Below are 17,880 nucleotides of genomic sequence, written 5' to 3'. Positions count from 1 at the left end.
AACGAATCATCGGGGCATGGCCCGCTCGGCGAGTTCGCGGCTGGCGTCGAGATAGCTCATCGCACCGCGAGATCCGGGGTCGTAGTCGAGGATCGTCATCCCATATCCCGGCGCCTCGGACACCTTGACGCTGCGCGGGATCACGGTGCGCAACACCTTGTCACCGAAGTGCGCGCGGACGTCGGCGGCGACCTGGTCGGCGAGCTTGGTCCGGCCGTCGTACATCGTCAGGATGACGGTGGTGACATTGAGCGCGGGATTCAGGTGCGCCTTCACCATCTCGATGTTGCGGAGCAGCTGTCCCACACCTTCCAGTGCGTAGTACTCGCACTGGATCGGGATCAGCACCTCCGGCGCCGCCACAAGCGCGTTGATGGTCAGCAGGCCCAGCGACGGGGGGCAGTCGATGAACACGTAGTCGAAGTCGTGGTTCTGCAGTCCGGCCAGCGCGGTGCGGAGTCGGCCCTCCCGGGCGACCATGCTGACCAATTCGATCTCTGCGCCCGCGAGGTCGATGGTCGCCGGCACGCAGTACAACCGCTCGCTGTGCGGGCTGCGTTGCAGCGCGGCCTCCAGTGAGATCTCCCCGATCAACACCTCGTACGACGACGGTGTCCCTTCGCGGTGCTCGATCCCCAGCGCGGTGCTGGCGTTGCCCTGCGGGTCGAGGTCGATCACCAACACGTTCAGCCCCTGCAGCGCGAGCGCCGCGGCGACGTTCACCGCGGTCGTCGTCTTGCCGACCCCACCCTTCTGGTTGGCGATGGTGAACACTCGCTGATGCGCCGGGCGGGGCAGCCCGCCCTTGGCCGCGGCGTGCAACAGCTTGACCGCGCGTTCGGCCTCCGCGCCGATCGGGGTGTCCAACACGGCCGGGTCGGTCCACGACTCCTGTGGCGCCGCATCCCATGTTTCACGTGAAACATCGGCGGGTGGCTGCTGCTCCTCACGCGGCGAGTGTGCGCCGTCAGCAACCGGACTCATCCCTTCCTCCTGCCCGACCGCGACGATCGTCTGGCCGTCCGATCCGGTGGATCGCGCCGCGCCACGACCGCGGTCACGGGTGGATCCAAGTAGTCCGCGCCACATCTCATCACCCTTACATCGACCGCACCGAGCGATGCCATCACACGCCGGTGCTGTTGAATCTCTTGCTCTGCACGGTCGCCTTTGATGGCGATCATCCGGCCCTCCGCGCGCAACAGCGGCACGCTCCATCTCGTCAGTTTGTCCAATGGCGCCACCGCCCTGGAGACCACTGCGTCCATCTCCCCCGCTTCTTGCCGCACGGCCTTGTCCTCGGCCCGCCCCCGGATGATCGTGATCTTCAAGCCAAGGTCCTCGACCACCTCGCGCAGGAACTCGCTGCGGCGAAGGAGTGGTTCGATGAGCGTGAGCCGAAGATCCGGTCGGGCCAACGCCAACGGTATCCCGGGCAGCCCCGCACCACTACCGATGTCCGCGACGCGCTCGTCGGGACCGAGCAGCTCGTTGACGGCGGCGCTGTTCAATATGTGGCGGTCCCAGATCCGGCCGACTTCCCTCGGGCCCAGCAGGCCACGCTCGACGCCAGCGCCGGCCAGAATCTCCGCGTATCGGTTCGCGCGCTCCGCCTCAGATCCGAAGAGGACCGTGGCCGCTGCCGGCGCCGCGGACACCTCCGCATGTTTCACGTGAAACATCCTCCGGATCGAGCGGGCCGGCAGCGCGGCGAGAACTACATGGATGTAACTCAGTCGAGCAGGACGACCACGCGACGCGACGGCTCGACACCCTCGCTCTCGCTGTGCACGCCGTCGACCGCGGCGACCGCGTCGTGCACGATCTTGCGCTCGAACGGAGTCATCGGGCTCAGCTCCTCGCGCTCTCCCGACTCCAGCACCCGGCGGGCCACCTTCTCGCCAAGGGCGGCCAGCTCGTCCCGACGACGCCGGCGCCACCGCGCGATGTCCAGCATCAGCCGGCTGCGCTCACCGGTCTTCTGGTGCACCGCCAACCGGGTCAACTCCTGCAGCGCGTCGAGCACCTCGCCCTTGCGGCCGACCAACTTGTTCAGATCGCTGCCGCCGTCGATGCTCACCACAGCGCGGTCACCCTCGACGTCCAGGTCGATGTCCCCGTCGAAATCCAACAGGTCCAACAACTCCTCGAGATAGTCGCCGGCGATCTCCCCTTCGGCAACCAGTCGCTCTTCCAGATCGTCGTCGATCGTCCCGGATGTGCTTTCCGTCCCGTTGTCCTCGTCCGCCAGCTCGTCGCTGCGTTCCGTCGTCTCGGCGTCTGTCATGCCTGCCTCTCCCTCTCCACCGGAAACTGCTCCGGTCAACGCTTACGTTTCTTCGGCCGGGCGCCTGGGCGCGGCGCCGCACCCGGCTGGGGCGCGCTGTCGGCGTCCTGCACCGCGTCGCTCTCGACGCCCTCGCTCGCGGCGATCTCGGTTGCCTCGGCTTGCGCCTTACGCTGTGGTTTCGCACCCGGCTTTGGGGCGTTCGCCGCCCGCCGCTCCTGCGCCTCGACCTTCTTCGCCTCTTCCTCCTTGGCGATCATGCCGAACACGTAGTGCTGCTGGCCGAAGGTCCAGATGTTGTTCGCGAACCAGTACAGGATGATCGCCAGCGGCAGGAACGGTCCGCCCGCGACGACGCCGAACGGAAACACGTACAGCGCCAGCTTGTTCATCATCGCGGTCTGCGGGTTCGCCGCGGCCTCAGGGCTCTGCCGCGCCACCGACGCCCGGCTGTTGAAGTACGTCGCCACGCCCGCACAGATCATCAGCGGCAGTCCGACGGCGATCACCGCTCCCCGACTGAATTCGGTGAACGCGTCCAGACCGGTGGTCTGCGTCATGTACGCGCCGATCGGCGCGCCGAACAGATTGGCGTCCAAGAAGTGCGCGACGTCCGTCGGGCTGAAGATGTAGTTGCCGATCGACCGGTTCTGCTCCACCGACAGATTCAGGTGCCCGAAGCCCATCATCCCGCCGGTCCGGTTGAACGACCGCAGCACGTGATACAGCCCGAGGAACACCGGCACCTGCGCCAGGATCGGCAGGCATCCCATCAACGGATTGAAGCCGTGCTCGCGCTGCAGCTTCTGCATCTCCAGCGCCATGCGTTGGCGGTCCTTGCCGTACTTCTTCTGCAGCGCCTTGATCTGTGGCTGCAACTCCTGCATCTGCCGCGTGGTGCGGATCTGCCGGACGAACGGCTTGTACAGGATTGCGCGCAACGTGAAGACGAGGAACATCACCGCCAGCGCCCACGCGAAGAAGTTCGACGGACCAAGCACGAAAGCGAACGCCTTGTACCAAACCCACATGATTGCCGACACCGGCCAGTAGATGAAGTCCAGGCTGAACCAGTTAAACACGAGTCTCGCTTTCCACTTCGGCGCCGGATTGTGCACCCACACTGTCCCGGCGCGGGCTACGGCGACGCTCGGGTACCGGGTCCCATCCTCCCCGATGCCACGGGCCGCATTTCAACAGCCGCACCACCGCCAGCCACCCGCCCCGAATCAACCCGTGTTCGGTGAGCGCCTCCACCGCGTACTGGCTGCAGGTCGGGCTGAACCGACACGTCGGCAGCCGCATCGGCGAGATCGTGTGGCGGTACAACTCGATGAGGAAGATCAGGCCGCGAACGACGGGATTCATCGGTCCGCTGCCTCACGGCGCGGGCGGGTGCGGCGCAACGCCGTTCGCAGTTCCTGCTCCAGTCGCGCGGAGATGGCGTTGCGGCTACTTGGCAGCGCGCGGATCACGATGCGGTCCGCCGGGTCCAGTTCGTCGAGGAACGTTTTGGCGACATGCCGCAGGCGCCGGGACACCCGGTGTCGTTGCACCGCGCTGCCGACGGCTTTGGAGACAACCAAACCGATCCGCGGCCCGTTGTCGACACCGCCGTCCTCGGCGCGCAATGCGTGCACGACGAGATCGGGCTGCACCGCCCGTACCCCTTGACTGACAGTGGCGCCGAATTCGGTAGACCGCGTCATCCGGTACCGAGCCGGAAGCACCGCGCTAAACCCTGCGTCTAATCACGCAGTCAGCTTGCGGCGCCCCTTGGAACGCCGGTTCGCCACGATCGCCCGGCCGGCGCGGGTGCGCATCCGCAGCCGAAACCCGTGCACCCGCGCGCGACGGCGGTTGTTGGGCTGGAAGGTCCGCTTGCCCTTGGCCACGGCTGTTCACTCCTCGTTGCGTCTGGCATCCGCAACCCATGCCGATAACACGTCGTACCGGTGGGGACGCGATTGCCGTTGGTAAGCTCGTCCGTCTCGCTTGCTAACCGGCGCGGTCTCCAGACGAATCCGGGTCGCAGCCGTATCGCCGACGTTCGGGCGACTGTTCGAGGGTACTGACGAGATTTCGCTGGGTCAAACCTGGTCCGAGCGACCACCCGTCGCGGCCCGACGCTTTACATTCGCCACAGCCGTCACGCCCCCTCGGTGAGCAAAAATATGCATCCGTCCAATGTTGCAGAACGGTTGGCACCCGAAGAGAAAACTGTTAGCTTCTGCGAATGCCGCTTCGATAACGAAACGGCGACAGACAACGAAGCGGGGATGCCGACCAGTCGCGAGCCCACAGAGCGCACCATCACTGTGATGAGCCCCGGCCCGCGGCGTCCACGCCGGTAGACAACAGAGCGAGATGGCTGTCCTGTCTCCACAGGCTGTGGATAACTATGTGGACAGTTCGTCATCGTTCCTTTGGTCGTCTCCGGATCGGCCTCGAGGGGGTTGTGGTCATTGACAACTGACCCCGATCCACCCTTCGTCGCCGTATGGAACAACGTGGTTGCCGAACTCAACGGCGAAGGCCACAACGGCGAAGGCCACAACGGCGACTCGGCACTCCCCACTCTCACCCCGCAGCAAAGGGCCTGGTTGAAGCTGGTCCAACCCCTTGTCATCGCGGAGGGGTTTGCCTTGTTGTCGGTGCCGACCTCGTTTGTGCAGAACGAGATCGAACGACACCTGCGCGAACCCATCATTTCTGCATTGAGCCGTCAGCTCGGCCAGCGCGTCGAACTAGGTGTGCGCATCGCAGCCCCGACCCCAACCGAACCCGACGAGCCCGTCAACGGCTTCACCTCTGTGCCGCTCGGCACCGATCCCGACGAAGTCGACGAAGACTCCGAAGCGCTGGCCAGCGCCGAGGAGAGCTGGCCCTCGTACTTCTCCCACCGCCCGCAGGGCGCCCCCGCCGGCGAGCCGACCGCGGTCAACCTGAACCGTCGCTACACCTTCGACACGTTCGTCATCGGCGCCTCGAATCGGTTCGCTCACGCCGCGACGCTGGCGATTGCTGAGGCGCCCGCCAGGGCCTACAACCCGTTGTTCATCTGGGGTGAGTCCGGGCTCGGCAAGACGCACCTGTTGCACGCGGCCGGCAACTACGCCCAGCGGCTGTTCCCCGGCATGCGCGTCAAGTACGTCTCCACCGAGGAATTCACCAACGACTTCATTAACTCGCTCCGTGACGACCGCAAGGCCTCGTTCAAACGCAGCTACCGCGACATCGACGTGTTGTTGGTCGACGACATCCAGTTCATCGAAGGCAAGGAAGGCATCCAGGAGGAGTTCTTCCACACCTTCAACACGCTGCACAACGCCAACAAGCAGATCGTCATCTCCTCCGACCGGCCGCCCAAACAGCTGGCCACCCTGGAGGACCGGTTGCGCACCCGTTTCGAATGGGGGCTGATCACCGACGTTCAGCCGCCCGAGCTCGAAACGCGGATCGCGATCCTGCGCAAGAAGGCGCAGATGGACCGTCTCGACGTGCCCGGCGACGTGCTCGAATTGATCGCCAGCAGCATCGAACGCAACATCCGTGAACTCGAGGGCGCGCTGATCCGGGTCACCGCGTTCGCGTCGTTGAACAAGACGCCGATCGACAAGTCGCTGGCCGAGATCGTGCTGCGCGACCTGATCGCCGATGCGGGCACCATGCAGATCAGTACCGCGACGATCATGGCTGCCACCGCCGAATACTTCGAAACCAGCGTCGAGGAATTGCGCGGGCCGGGTAAGACCCGCGCGCTGGCGCAGTCCCGACAGATCGCCATGTATCTGTGTCGCGAGCTCACCGATTTGTCGTTGCCCAAGATCGGCCAGGCGTTCGGCCGAGACCACACCACGGTCATGTACGCGGAGAAGAAGATCCGCGGCGAAATGGCCGAGCGCCGTGAGGTCTTCGATCACGTCAAAGAGCTCACGACACGAATCCGCCAGCGCTCCAAGCGCTGACGTTTCGATCGTTCCTGACTCCGGGTAGCCCTCGGAGGACACAGCGCATCACAAAAAATCTTCGAAAAACTTGCGCACCGCCGGTATCAGTTGTCACACAGCCACGGTGTGGATACCCATGTGCACAACCTGCGATCAACCTTCGGATTTTCCGGTGTTTCGTTCACAACGCCGCCGAAGTCCACACTGCCTGCGCAGCTGCCCGGCATTCATCCACAACTGACGCACACCACGACACGCCCACCACGCTGGCCCGACACCGGGTTATCCCCAACGTCCACAACCCCTAATACTGTTGCTCGTATATCTCCAAAGATTGTTCTTCGAAGAAGCCACCTGGGGACACAACGATTCACCGGTCGGCGCGCCGCTTTGCGAACGTCCATGTCAGCCCGATCGATTAGCTTTCAAGTTGAGCCGGAAAGCTCTACGGTGGTTCATCGACAGCCGTTACGGTCGTTGGAGCGCATCGGGGAGACGCGTCGCGAGACACCGGGAAAACGCTGGTAAGACCTTGTTGTGGTGTGTATCGAAGGGACGCTATGAACGTGGCGACGACAACCGTTGGTCTCACCGATCTGAAATTCCGGTTAGTGCGCGAGGACTTCGCCGACGCCGTGGCCTGGGTTGCCAGGAATTTGCCCACCCGACCGACGGTCCCCGTCCTGGCCGGCGTCCTGCTCACCGGTACCGATGACGGTCTCACCATTTCCGGGTTCGACTATGAAGTTTCGGCCGAAGTCCAGGTTGCAGCCGAAATAGCTTCTCCCGGAAGCGTTTTGGTGTCCGGCCGGTTGTTGTCCGACATCACCAGAGCGTTGCCTGCCAAACCGGTCGACGTCAGCGTCGAGGGCACCCGCGTCTCCCTGACCTGCGGCAGCGCCCGCTTCTCGCTGCCCACCATGGCGGTCGAGGATTACCCGGCGCTGCCCGCGCTGCCCGAAGACACCGGCGTGATCTCGTCGCAGTTGTTCGCCGAGGCCATCGGCCAGGTCGCCGTGGCAGCCGGACGCGATGACACCCTGCCGATGCTGACCGGCATCAGGGTCGAGATCTCGGGCGAGAAGGTGGTTTTGGCCGCGACCGACCGGTTCCGGCTCGCGGTGCGTGAGCTGACATGGTCGACGACGTCGGCCGACATCGAGGCGGCGGTGCTGGTCCCGGCCAAGACGTTGGCCGAGGCGGCCAAGGCCGGTGCCGACGGAACCGACGTGCATTTGTCGCTCGGATCGGGATCCGCGGTCGGCGCGGACGGCCTGCTGGGCATTCGAAGCGAAGGCAAGCGCAGCACCACGCGCTTGCTCGACGCCGAGTTCCCGAAATTCCGTCAACTGTTGCCCGCCGAGCACACGGCGATCGCCACCATCGGTGTCGCGGAACTCACCGAGGCCATCAAGCGTGTGGCACTGGTCGCCGACCGTGGTGCGCAGGTGCGGATGGAGTTCGCCGACGACGTGCTGCGGTTGTCGGCCGGTGCCGACGATGTCGGCCGCGCCGAAGAAGACCTTCCGGTGTCGTTCTCGGGTGACCCGCTGACCATCGCGTTCAACCCGACGTATCTGACCGACGGCTTGAGTTCGTTGCATTCGGAGCGCGTGACATTCGGTTTCACGACCCCCAGTCGTCCTGCGGTGTTGCGTCCGGCAGGTGAGGATGATGGGTCTGTCGGTGAAAGTGGGCCGTTCCCGGCCGCGCAAACCGACTACGTCTACCTGTTGATGCCGGTGCGGCTTCCGGGCTGACCGGCCCTATCGCCACGAAAGAGGCGCGCACATGCAATTGGGTCTCGTCGGCCTAGGCAAAATGGGTTTCAACATGCGGGAACGCCTGCGTCAAGGCGGTCACGAGGTGGTCGGATACGACCCGCGGCCCGAGGTCACCGACGTGCCGACGCTCGCAGCGCTCGCCGAAGCACTCACCGCCCCCCGGGTGGTCTGGGTGATGGTGCCCTCAGGGCCGGTGACGCATGAAACCATCGCGGCGTTGGCCGATCAGCTCAGTGCGGGCGACATGGTGATCGACGGCGGCAACTCCCGCTACACCGAGGATGGTCCGCACGCAAAGTTGTTGGGCGACAAGGGAATCGCCTATATCGACGCCGGTGTTTCCGGCGGCGTCTGGGGCCTCACAGAGGGTTACGGCCTGATGGTGGGCGGCAGCAAGGCCGACGTGGAACGGGCCATGCCGATCTTCGACACCTTGCGTCCTGCCGGCCCACGCGAAGACGGATTCGTCCATGCCGGGCCCGTCGGCGCCGGACACTACGCGAAAATGGTGCACAACGGCATCGAGTACGGCCTGATGATGGCCTATGCCGAGGGTTACGAATTGTTGGCCGCCGAAGACTTGATCACCGACACCCAGGCGGTCATCCAGGCCTGGACCAACGGCACGGTGGTGCGGTCGTGGTTGCAGCAACTGCTGGCCAAGGCGCTGAAGGAAGACCCGGAATTCGACGCGATCAGCGGCTACACCGAGGATTCGGGCGAAGGCCGGTGGACAGTCGAAGAGGCGATCAACCACCGGGTGCCCATGCCGGTGATCGCGGCGTCATTGTTCGCGCGGTTCGCGTCCCGGCAGGAAGAGTCGCCCGCGATGAAAGCCGTGTCGGCGCTGCGCAACCAGTTCGGTGGCCACGCCGTCAAGAGGATCAGCGAGTCCGGCTAGGTGTTCATCCGTCGTCTGGGCTTACAAGACTTCAGATCCTGGCCGAAGGTCGACCTGGAACTGGCACCTGGGCGCACGGTGTTCGTCGGTCCCAACGGCTTCGGCAAGACGAATCTCGTTGAGGCGCTGTGGTATTCGTCGACGCTCGGTTCGCACCGGGTGGCGTCGGACGCGCCGCTGATCCGGGCCGGCGCCGAGCGCGCGGTGGTGTCCACCATTGTCGTCAACGATGGCCGCGAACTGGCTGTCGACCTGGAGATCACCGCGGGCCGGGCGAACAAGGCGCGGTTGAACCGCTCCCCCGTGCGCTCCGCGCGCGAGATCCTCGGTGTGCTGCGGGCCGTGCTCTTCGCGCCGGAGGACCTGGCGCTGGTGCGCGGCGACCCGAGTGAACGCCGACGCTACCTCGACGAATTGGCCACCACCAGGCGACCGCGGATCGCGGGCATCCGCGCCGATTACGACAAGGTGCTGCGGCAGCGCTCCGCGCTGCTCAAAACCGCGGGCCCGGCGCGGCACCGCGGCGACCGCAGCGTGCTGGACACCCTCGACGTGTGGGACGGACATCTGGCTGCGCACGGCGCGCAACTCATCGCCGCGCGCGTCGAACTGGTCAACCAACTGGCGCCCGAAGTGGAGAAGGCCTACCAACTACTGGCGCCCTCGTCGCGGCCTGCGGCCATTCAGTACCGCAGCGCCGTCGAGGTCGTCGAAAACGAAGCCGCCGCCGGAAACCACAACGCCGAGATGTTCGAGGCCGCGCTGCTGGAAGCGCTGGCCCGGCGCCGCGACGCCGAACTCGACCGCGGCGTCTGCCTGGTCGGCCCCCACCGCGACGACCTGGAACTGCGGTTGGGCGATCAACTCGCGAAAGGCTTTGCCAGCCACGGGGAATCGTGGTCGATGGCGTTGGCGCTGCGGCTGGCGGGTTACGAACTGCTTCGCGCCGAGGGCGGCGACCCGGTGCTGTTACTCGACGACGTGTTCGCCGAACTGGACAACGCGCGCCGACAGGCGCTGGCCAACGTCGCCGCGAACGCCGAGCAGGTGTTGGTGACCGCCGCAGTGCACGAGGACATCCCCGCGGACTGGGACGCCCGCCGGGTCGAGATCGCGATGCGCGACGACGACTCCGGCCGAGTATCGATGGTGGTGCCATGACATCCGACGACGACACCGCCGCAGGGCCGCCCGCACATCTAGCCAACCTGGCGGGCATGGATCTGGTGCGCCGAACGCTCGAGGAGGCCCGCGGCGCGGCCCGCATCCAGGGCAAGGATGTCGGTCGTGGGCGCACGTCGCCCGCCCGCCGCCGGGTGGCAGGGACCAGCCGGCGCCGCTGGTCCGGGCCAGGTCCGGACTCTCGGGATCCGCAACTGTTGGGTGCGGCGACCAGCGACCTGGCCCGCAGTCGCGGGTGGTCGGGCCGGGTCGCGGAGGGGTCAGTGTTCGGGCGGTGGCCGGGTCTGGTCGGCGAGCAGATCGCCGCGCACGCCGCGCCGACGTCACTGACCGACGGGGTGCTGACCGTCTCGGCAGAATCGACGGCGTGGGCCACGCAGCTCCGGATGGTGCAGGCGCAACTGTTGGCCAAGATCGCCGCCGCCGTGGGCGACGGGGTGGTGACGTCGCTGAAAATCGTCGGCCCGGTAGCGCCGTCGTGGCGCAAGGGGCGGTATCACATCGCAGGCCGTGGACCCCGCGACACGTACGGCTGAGGCCGTCGTTGCCGGTGGGCTGAGAGCCGCCAGAAGGCCGCGAGCCTACCTCCTGAGCGACTTCACGCACCTGAGATCGAGAAATTCCACAGACGGCGCAAATAGGTGTGCAGAAACGCCGCCTCAGAATCGGTCCTGGCACTATCTCCCGGTAGACTGTTCTCATGACTTGCCGACGGTGACCGATTCGCCGTCAGAGCACCACCCCCCATTCAGAAAGTAGGGAAGCTTCCGCCCGTGGCTGCTGCTAAGAAGAAAGCACAGGAACAGTACGGCGCCGATTCGATCAAGGTCCTCGAGGGCCTCGAGGCCGTCCGCAAACGACCCGGCATGTACATCGGATCCACCGGTGAACGAGGTCTGCACCACCTCATCTGGGAGGTCGTGGACAACGCGGTTGACGAGGCGATGGCCGGCTTCGCCACCGAGGTGTCCGTCCGACTCCTCGACGACGGGGGCGTCGAGGTCACCGACAACGGCCGCGGCATCCCGGTGGCCATGCACTCGACCGGCATCCCCACCGTCGACGTCGTGATGACGGTGCTGCACGCGGGCGGCAAATTCGAGGAAGGCGCCTACAGCGTCTCCGGCGGGTTGCACGGCGTGGGCGTCTCGGTGGTCAACGCGCTGTCCACCCGCTTGGAGGCGGACATCCGCACCGACGGGTACGAGTGGTTCCAGACCTACGACAACTCGGTCCCCGGCACGCTCAAGCAGGGCGAGAAGACCAAGAAGACCGGCACGACCATCAGGTTCTGGGCCGATCCCAATGTCTTCGAGACCACCAACTACGACTTCGAAACGGTGGCCCGCAGGCTGCAGGAGATGGCCTTCCTCAACAAGGGCCTGACCATCACCCTGTCCGATGAGCGGGTGTCGGCCGAGGAGGTCACCGACGAGGTCGTCAGCGACACCGCCGAGGCGCCGAAGTCGGCGGAGGAAAAAGCGGCCGAGGCGTCGGGTCCGCACAAGGTGAAGCACCGCACCTTCCACTACCCCGGTGGTCTTGTCGACTTCGTCAAGCACATCAACCGGACGAAAACGCCCATCCACCAGAGCATCGTCGACTTCGCAGGCAAGGGCGAAGGTCACGAGGTGGAGATCGCGATGCAGTGGAACGCCGGCTACTCCGAGTCGGTGCACACCTTCGCCAACACGATCAACACCCATGAGGGCGGCACCCACGAAGAGGGGTTCCGCGCCGCGCTGACCAGCGTGGTGAACAAGTACGCGAAGGACAAGAAGCTCCTCAAGGACAAGGATCCCAACCTCACCGGCGACGACATCCGTGAGGGCTTGGCCGCGGTGATCTCGGTCAAGGTGGCCGAACCGCAGTTCGAAGGCCAGACGAAGACCAAGCTCGGCAACACCGAGGTGAAGTCGTTCGTGCAGAAGATCTGCAACGAGCAGATGAGCCACTGGTTCGAGGCCAATCCGGCCGAGGCGAAAACCGTTGTGAACAAAGCGGTCTCGTCGGCGCAGGCGCGGATCGCGGCTCGCAAGGCGCGTGAGTTGGTGCGCCGCAAGAGCGCGACGGACATCGGCGGCCTGCCCGGCAAGCTGGCGGACTGCCGCTCCACCGATCCGCGTAAGTCGGAACTCTATGTGGTGGAGGGCGATTCGGCAGGCGGCTCGGCCAAGAGCGGTCGCGATTCGATGTTCCAGGCGATCCTGCCGTTGCGCGGCAAGATCATCAATGTCGAAAAGGCGCGCATCGACCGGGTGCTGAAGAACACCGAAGTCCAGGCGATCATCACCGCGCTGGGCACCGGCATTCACGACGAGTTCGACATCACCAAGCTGCGCTATCACAAGATCGTGCTGATGGCCGACGCCGACGTCGACGGCCAGCACATCTCGACGCTACTGCTGACGCTGTTGTTCCGGTTCATGAAGCCGCTGATCGAGAACGGCCACGTGTTCCTGGCGCAACCGCCGCTGTACAAGCTGAAGTGGCAGCGCTCCGAACCGGAGTTCGCCTACTCAGACCGCGAACGCGACGGTCTGCTGGAGGCAGGCAAGAAGGCCGGCAAGAAGATCAACGTCGACGACGGCATCCAGCGCTACAAGGGTCTCGGCGAGATGGACGCCAAGGAGTTGTGGGAAACCACCATGGATCCGTCGGTGCGGGTGCTGCGTCAGGTGACGTTGGACGACGCCGCAGCCGCCGACGAATTGTTCTCCATCCTGATGGGCGAGGACGTCGAGGCGCGCCGCAGCTTCATCACGCGCAACGCCAAAGATGTTCGCTTCCTTGATGTTTAGTGGCTAAGTAGACAACCAATAGGGCTGAAAATTCATGACTGATACCACGTTGCCGCCAGGCGACGAAGCCGGCGACCGCATCGAGCCTGTCGACATTCAGCAGGAGATGCAGCGCAGCTACATCGACTACGCGATGAGCGTCATCGTCGGGCGCGCGCTGCCCGAGGTGCGTGACGGCCTCAAGCCGGTGCACCGCCGGGTGCTCTACGCGATGTACGACTCGGGCTTCCGCCCGGATCGCAGTCACGCGAAATCGGCGCGCTCCGTTGCCGAAACGATGGGCAACTACCACCCGCACGGCGACGCGTCGATCTACGACACCCTGGTCCGGATGGCCCAGCCGTGGTCGCTGCGCTACCCGCTGGTCGACGGCCAGGGCAACTTCGGCTCGCCGGGTAACGATCCGCCGGCGGCCATGAGGTACACAGAAGCGCGGCTGACTCCGTTGGCGATGGAGATGCTGCGCGAAATCGACGAGGAGACAGTCGATTTCATCCCGAACTACGACGGGCGTGTGCAGGAGCCGACGGTACTGCCGAGCCGCTTCCCGAACCTGCTCGCCAACGGCTCGGGCGGTATCGCGGTCGGCATGGCCACCAACATCCCGCCGCACAACCTGCGTGAGCTGGCCGAGGCGGTGTACTGGTGCCTGGAGAACCACGACGCCGACGAGGAAGCCACCCTGGAGGCGGTCTGCGAACGCGTCAAGGGGCCCGACTTCCCCACCAAGGGTCTGATCGTCGGGTCGCAGGGCATCTCCGACATGTACAAGACCGGCCGCGGGTCGGTGCGCATGCGCGGCGTCTGCGAGATCGAAGAGGACAACCGCGGCCGCACCGGCATCGTGATCACCGAGCTTCCGTACCAGGTGAACCACGACAACTTCATCACCTCGATCGCCGAGCAGGTGCGCGACGGCAAGCTGGCAGGCATCTCGAACATCGAGGACCAGTCCAGTGACCGCGTCGGTCTGCGAATTGTGGTGGAGCTCAAGCGCGATGCGGTCGCCAAGGTGGTGCTGAACAACCTCTACAAGCACACCCAGCTGCAGACCAGCTTCGGCGCCAACATGCTGGCGATCGTCGACGGCGTGCCCCGCACGCTGCGCCTGGACCAGCTGATCCGGCACTACGTCAACCACCAACTCGACGTCATCGTCAGGCGCACCACCTATCGGCTGCGCAAGGCCAACGAGCGGGCCCACATCCTGCGCGGTCTGGTCAAGGCGCTCGACGCGCTCGACGAGGTGATCGCGTTGATCCGGGCGTCGGAGACCGTCGACGTCGCCCGGCAGGGCTTGATCGAGTTGCTCGACATCGACGAGATCCAGGCCCAGGCGATCCTGGACATGCAGTTGCGCAGGCTGGCGGCCCTGGAACGGCAGAAGATCGTCGACGATCTGGCCAAGATCGAGGCCGAGATCGCCGACCTGGAAGACATCCTGGCCAAGCCCGAACGGCAGCGCGCCATCGTGCGCGACGAGCTCGGCGAGATCGTCGACAAGTACGGCGACGACCGGTTGACGCGCATCGTCGCCGCAGACGGCGACGTCAGCGACGAGGACCTGATCGCCCGCGAGAACGTCGTCGTCACGATCACCGAGACCGGCTACGCCAAGCGCACCAAGACCGACCTGTACCGCAGCCAGAAGCGCGGCGGTAAGGGAGTCCAGGGCGCGGGGCTCAAGCAGGACGACATCGTCAACCACTTCTTCGTGTGCTCGACGCATGACTGGATCCTGTTCTTCACCACGCAGGGCCGGGTGTACCGCGCCAAGGCGTACGACCTGCCGGAGGCGTCGCGGACCGCGCGCGGTCAGCACGTCGCGAACCTGCTGGCCTTCCAGCCGGAGGAGCGCATCGCCCAGGTCATCCAGATCAAGAGTTACGAGGATGCGCCGTATCTGGTGTTGGCCACCAAGAAGGGTCTGGTGAAGAAGTCCAAGCTCACCGACTTCGACTCCAATCGCTCCGGCGGCATCGTCGCGGTGAACCTTCGTGACGGTGACGAACTGGTTGGCGCGGTGCTGTGCTCGGCGGAAGACGACCTGCTGCTGGTGTCGGCCAAGGGCCAGTCGATCCGGTTCTCAGCAACCGATGAGGCGCTGCGTCCGATGGGTCGGGCGACCTCCGGTGTGCAGGGCATGCGGTTCAACGAAGAGGACACCCTGCTGTCGCTGAACGTGGTCCGGCCGGACACATATTTGCTGGTCGCGACGTCCGGCGGCTACTCGAAGCGGACCGCGATCGACGAGTACCCGGTTCAGGGCCGCGGCGGCAAAGGGGTGCTGACGATCCAGTTCGACAAGCGCCGTGGCACTCTGGTCGGAGCGTTGATTGTCGATGACGACACAGAGTTGTATGCCATCACCTCCGGTGGGGGCGTCATCCGGACGGCGGCTCGCCAGGTCCGCAAGGCCGGGCGGCAGACCAAGGGTGTTCGCTTGATGAACCTGGGTGAGGGCGACACACTGATTGCCATTGCGCGCAACGCGGAAGAGGGCGACAGTACCGACGAGGTCAACACCGACGTCGGTGAGTAGCCGGTGGCGGACAGGTAAGGAGCCGTAGGTGAGTTCACCGAACGAGCCGGGGTACCCCCGCGCGGGCGACGCCCCCGGCAGCGCCAACGGCTCCGGTGGCGCGCCGTCGTCGAAGGAGAACGGCTCGCTCGGCAACGCGGCAGCCCGCGGCGGCAACGACGTCCCACCGTGGCAGCGGGGGCCCGCGAACCGGGCCCCACGTCAGCCGCAGCGTCAAGCTCCCGAGGGTGGCCACAACGCCGGTGTGGACGCTCGGCTGAACCGGTTCATTGCCGGCGGGTCCGGGTCGTCCGCGCAGGCGCCGTCGCACGAACAGGACGCGCCTGCGTTCGGTGAGCGCACCGAGACGGTGCGGCCCGAGAGTTACGCCAGTGAGCTGCCCGACCTGTCGGGGCCCGCGCCGCGACCGGCGCAGCCGCGCAAGGAACAGCAGCGGCCGACGTCGGAGCCGGCCAGCAGGCCCGCGGCGTCCAATCGCGTGCAGGTCAGCACCCGGCACAAGGGGCCGGTGCGGGCCAGCATGCAGATCCGCCGCATCGATCCGTGGAGCACGTTGAAGGTTTCGCTGGTGCTGTCGGTGGCGCTGTTCTTCGTGTGGATGATCGCGGTCGCGTTCCTGTACCTGGTGCTCGGCGGCATGGGCGTGTGGAGCAAGTTGAACAGCAACGTCGGCGACCTGCTGACCAGCGCGGGCGGCAGCTCCGGTGGTGAGTTGGTGTCCAGCGGAACGATCTTCGGCGGGGCCGCGTTGATCGGCCTGGTGAACATCGTGCTGCTGACGGCGATGGCGACCTGTGCGGCGTTCATCTACAACTTGACCACCGATCTGGTGGGTGGGGTGGAAGTCACGCTGGCCGACAGGGATTGAGATCCCGGCGGGGTAGGAGCGCTGGGGGCACCTCCCGCCCCGAAGGGGCAGGGGGACGACTGGGGGAATCAGTTTGGGCGGCGGCACAGCGGTGAGGTAATCTCGTCGCTCGGCCGTACGCATTTCGGGGCTATAGCTCAGGCGGTTAGAGCGCTTCGCTGATAACGAAGAGGTCGGAGGTTCGAGTCCTCCTAGCCCCACGGAAAGGTGCATACCTTGAGGCTGGTGTTCGTGCTCGCGGCCATCGCCGTTGCGGTGCTGGTGTGGCGGTCGCGGCACGGCGTCGAGGTGTGGCACACCGCGGCCGACGTGCCGTCCTGACCACATCAGGGGCCTTAGCTCAGTTGGTAGAGCGCTACCTTTGCAAGGTAGATGTCAGGAGTTCGATTCTCCTAGGCTCCACAGTCAACCCTTGCTAGCCATGCCGGCCGCGGTGATGGAACAGCAGCCCGCCGTACTCCCCGAACGGATACTGCGCCTGCGAGTCGAACGTCGGCGGCAGAGCACTCACCTGTGCGTTGCCTTCCGTCTGACACACGCTGGCATTGCCCGTGAAACTGCACGGCGGTGGCGTTGCGTCCGCTTGAGCCAGCGGTGCGAGGGTGATCGCGGCGGCGCCGCCCGCGGCGAGCAGGGCGGGCGTGATGAAATTGCGGATCTTCATGGTTCGGCCTTTCTTTGTTGAGTGGTTCCGTGTGAACCTGCTCGCCGAACGTAAGTCCGCGGGATGGTTGCTGGCTCGCTTGTGCGCACTGCCCGCACAACGAGCGATAAGCAAGTTCTGCGCATTGTGCTCGCTGATAATCTGGCAACTAGAGCTATTGAGATATCAACAGGAATTCCCTGTATTTTTAAGCGCGGCTGTCATCTACAGTTAACTGTCGAAGTCGTATTTGGGAACTGGGGGGCAACGATGAACCGTGACGACACCGATCAGGGCAGGCGCTCGCGCAGGCGCACGCAATGGGTAGCGGCGGGCGCCGTCGCGCTCGGCCTGGGAGCGGTGACTACGACGATCGTCACCGGGGGCACGGAGATGGGGTCGGTGCCGTCGGCGGCAGCCTCGACCACGGACGCGACCCCCTGGGTTCCACGCCCGAACACCCTGCCGCAGTTCTTCCCGGACATGAACTCTGAGGTCGGCGGTCAGGGCACCGTCAGGGCGCCGTCGGCCTCCAACCCGGTGTTGGCGTGGGCGGCCAAGGCCACCGACGCAGGCCAGGACATCCAAAGCGCCATCCGCAGTGCGGAAGCGGCCATCTCCGCGCGCGACGTCGCAGGCGCCAAGGCGGCCTGTCAGCGGATGAGTTCAGCGAACCAACGGCTCAGCAGCATGCTGCCGACGCCCGTAAAAGCGTTGACGTCCGAAGTCCAGGCCGTCGTCGATGAGATCGGCTCCGCGGCCAGCATCTGTCTCAACGCCGGGCCCGATGCGGGACAGGGTGAGATCGACGCCTTCACCTCGCACGTGAATTCCGCACTCGCGCACTACAACCGGGCTCTGCAGATCGGCGCGGACAACTCCGCCCCGCGGGACCGGCCGGGCTTGATGAACTGACCGCCGG

Annotated in this window: 16 protein-coding genes, 2 tRNA genes and 1 pseudogene; 11 read left to right on the top strand and 8 right to left on the bottom strand. The window is 65.5% G+C overall.

Annotated features, from left to right (window positions below; all coding sequences use genetic code 11):
• Positions 1-6: 6 nt before the first annotated feature.
• From C1A30_RS24760 to rpmH, 7 genes are read right to left on the bottom strand one after another with little or no spacing between them, the layout of a single operon-like run.
• The gene (locus C1A30_RS24760; RefSeq protein WP_101950973.1) at positions 7-984 is read right to left on the bottom strand and encodes a ParA family protein; all 978 of its coding nucleotides are present in this window, start codon (positions 982-984) and stop codon (positions 7-9) included.
• A complete protein-coding gene (gene rsmG / locus C1A30_RS24755) occupies positions 981-1,682 on the bottom strand; it encodes a 16S rRNA (guanine(527)-N(7))-methyltransferase RsmG (protein ID WP_200828418.1) in 702 nt (233 codons plus the stop codon). The genes C1A30_RS24760 and rsmG overlap by 4 nt, the downstream gene beginning before the upstream one ends.
• A gap of 50 nt (positions 1,683-1,732) precedes the next feature.
• The gene (locus tag C1A30_RS24750) at positions 1,733-2,287 is read right to left on the bottom strand and encodes a R3H domain-containing nucleic acid-binding protein (protein WP_101950972.1); all 555 of its coding nucleotides are present in this window, start codon (positions 2,285-2,287) and stop codon (positions 1,733-1,735) included.
• A 35-nt stretch (positions 2,288-2,322) separates the two neighbouring features.
• Positions 2,323-3,318, bottom strand: coding sequence for a membrane protein insertase YidC (gene yidC / locus C1A30_RS24745; RefSeq protein WP_235010365.1), 996 nt, complete (start codon positions 3,316-3,318; stop codon positions 2,323-2,325).
• 43 nt (positions 3,319-3,361) lie between these two features.
• Positions 3,362-3,655 (bottom strand): membrane protein insertion efficiency factor YidD, encoded by a 294-nt coding sequence (yidD, locus tag C1A30_RS24740; protein WP_101950970.1) that lies wholly within the window; start codon positions 3,653-3,655, stop codon positions 3,362-3,364.
• Entirely contained in the window at positions 3,652-4,017 is a 366-nt protein-coding gene (rnpA, locus tag C1A30_RS24735) for a ribonuclease P protein component (protein WP_101950969.1), read from the bottom strand. The genes yidD and rnpA overlap by 4 nt, the downstream gene beginning before the upstream one ends.
• Before the next feature lie 21 nt (positions 4,018-4,038).
• Positions 4,039-4,182 carry a 50S ribosomal protein L34 gene (gene rpmH, locus C1A30_RS24730; protein ID WP_003890928.1) on the bottom strand — a complete coding sequence of 48 codons (144 nt, stop codon included), beginning with the start codon at positions 4,180-4,182 and terminating at the stop codon, positions 4,039-4,041.
• 570 nt (positions 4,183-4,752) lie between these two features.
• On the opposite strand from rpmH, the gene dnaA reads away from it, so the two are divergent.
• The 10 genes and pseudogenes from dnaA to C1A30_RS24680 all read left to right on the top strand — a co-directional run bounded on the left by dnaA (position 4,753) and on the right by C1A30_RS24680 (position 16,717).
• Positions 4,753-6,255, top strand: coding sequence for a chromosomal replication initiator protein DnaA (gene dnaA, locus C1A30_RS24725; RefSeq protein ID WP_101950968.1), 1,503 nt, complete (start codon positions 4,753-4,755; stop codon positions 6,253-6,255).
• A gap of 542 nt (positions 6,256-6,797) precedes the next feature.
• A complete protein-coding gene (dnaN, locus tag C1A30_RS24720) occupies positions 6,798-7,997 on the top strand; it encodes a DNA polymerase III subunit beta (RefSeq protein ID WP_101950967.1) in 1,200 nt (399 codons plus the stop codon).
• Between the two features lie 19 nt (positions 7,998-8,016).
• A pseudogene (gene gnd / locus C1A30_RS24715) lies at positions 8,017-8,922 on the top strand (phosphogluconate dehydrogenase (NAD(+)-dependent, decarboxylating)); the annotation flags it as partial.
• Positions 8,923-10,083, top strand: coding sequence for a DNA replication/repair protein RecF (gene recF / locus C1A30_RS24710; protein WP_101950965.1), 1,161 nt, complete (start codon positions 8,923-8,925; stop codon positions 10,081-10,083). It begins immediately after the preceding pseudogene.
• A complete protein-coding gene (locus tag C1A30_RS24705; protein ID WP_101950964.1) occupies positions 10,080-10,640 on the top strand; it encodes a DUF721 family protein in 561 nt (186 codons plus the stop codon). Before recF ends, C1A30_RS24705 begins: the two co-directional genes overlap by 4 nt.
• Before the next feature lie 237 nt (positions 10,641-10,877).
• The gene (gyrB, locus tag C1A30_RS24700; protein ID WP_101950963.1) at positions 10,878-12,905 is read left to right on the top strand and encodes a DNA topoisomerase (ATP-hydrolyzing) subunit B; all 2,028 of its coding nucleotides are present in this window, start codon (positions 10,878-10,880) and stop codon (positions 12,903-12,905) included.
• 34 nt (positions 12,906-12,939) lie between these two features.
• Entirely contained in the window at positions 12,940-15,447 is a 2,508-nt protein-coding gene (gene gyrA / locus C1A30_RS24695; protein WP_101950962.1) for a DNA gyrase subunit A, read from the top strand.
• 28 nt (positions 15,448-15,475) lie between these two features.
• Positions 15,476-16,315, top strand: coding sequence for a DUF3566 domain-containing protein (locus C1A30_RS24690; protein ID WP_101950961.1), 840 nt, complete (start codon positions 15,476-15,478; stop codon positions 16,313-16,315).
• Between the two features lie 126 nt (positions 16,316-16,441).
• Positions 16,442-16,515: transfer RNA gene (locus C1A30_RS24685), tRNA-Ile, on the top strand.
• Positions 16,516-16,644: 129 nt separating this feature from the next.
• Positions 16,645-16,717: transfer RNA gene (locus tag C1A30_RS24680), tRNA-Ala, on the top strand.
• 13 nt (positions 16,718-16,730) lie between these two features.
• Here C1A30_RS24680 and C1A30_RS24675 read toward each other — a convergent pair.
• Positions 16,731-16,979, bottom strand: coding sequence for a hypothetical protein (locus C1A30_RS24675; protein ID WP_101950960.1), 249 nt, complete (start codon positions 16,977-16,979; stop codon positions 16,731-16,733).
• 249 nt (positions 16,980-17,228) lie between these two features.
• Here C1A30_RS24675 and C1A30_RS24670 point away from each other — a divergent pair, with 249 nt between their 5' ends.
• Entirely contained in the window at positions 17,229-17,873 is a 645-nt protein-coding gene (locus C1A30_RS24670) for a hypothetical protein (RefSeq protein WP_101950959.1), read from the top strand.
• Positions 17,874-17,880: the final 7 nt, after the last annotated feature.

It is taken from the genome of Mycobacterium sp. 3519A, from assembly GCF_900240945.1.
Taxonomy (GTDB): Bacteria; Actinomycetota; Actinomycetes; order Mycobacteriales; family Mycobacteriaceae; genus Mycobacterium.
Note: the sequence above shows the minus strand (reverse complement) of the source record. Positions and strands in the feature narration are given on the sequence as shown.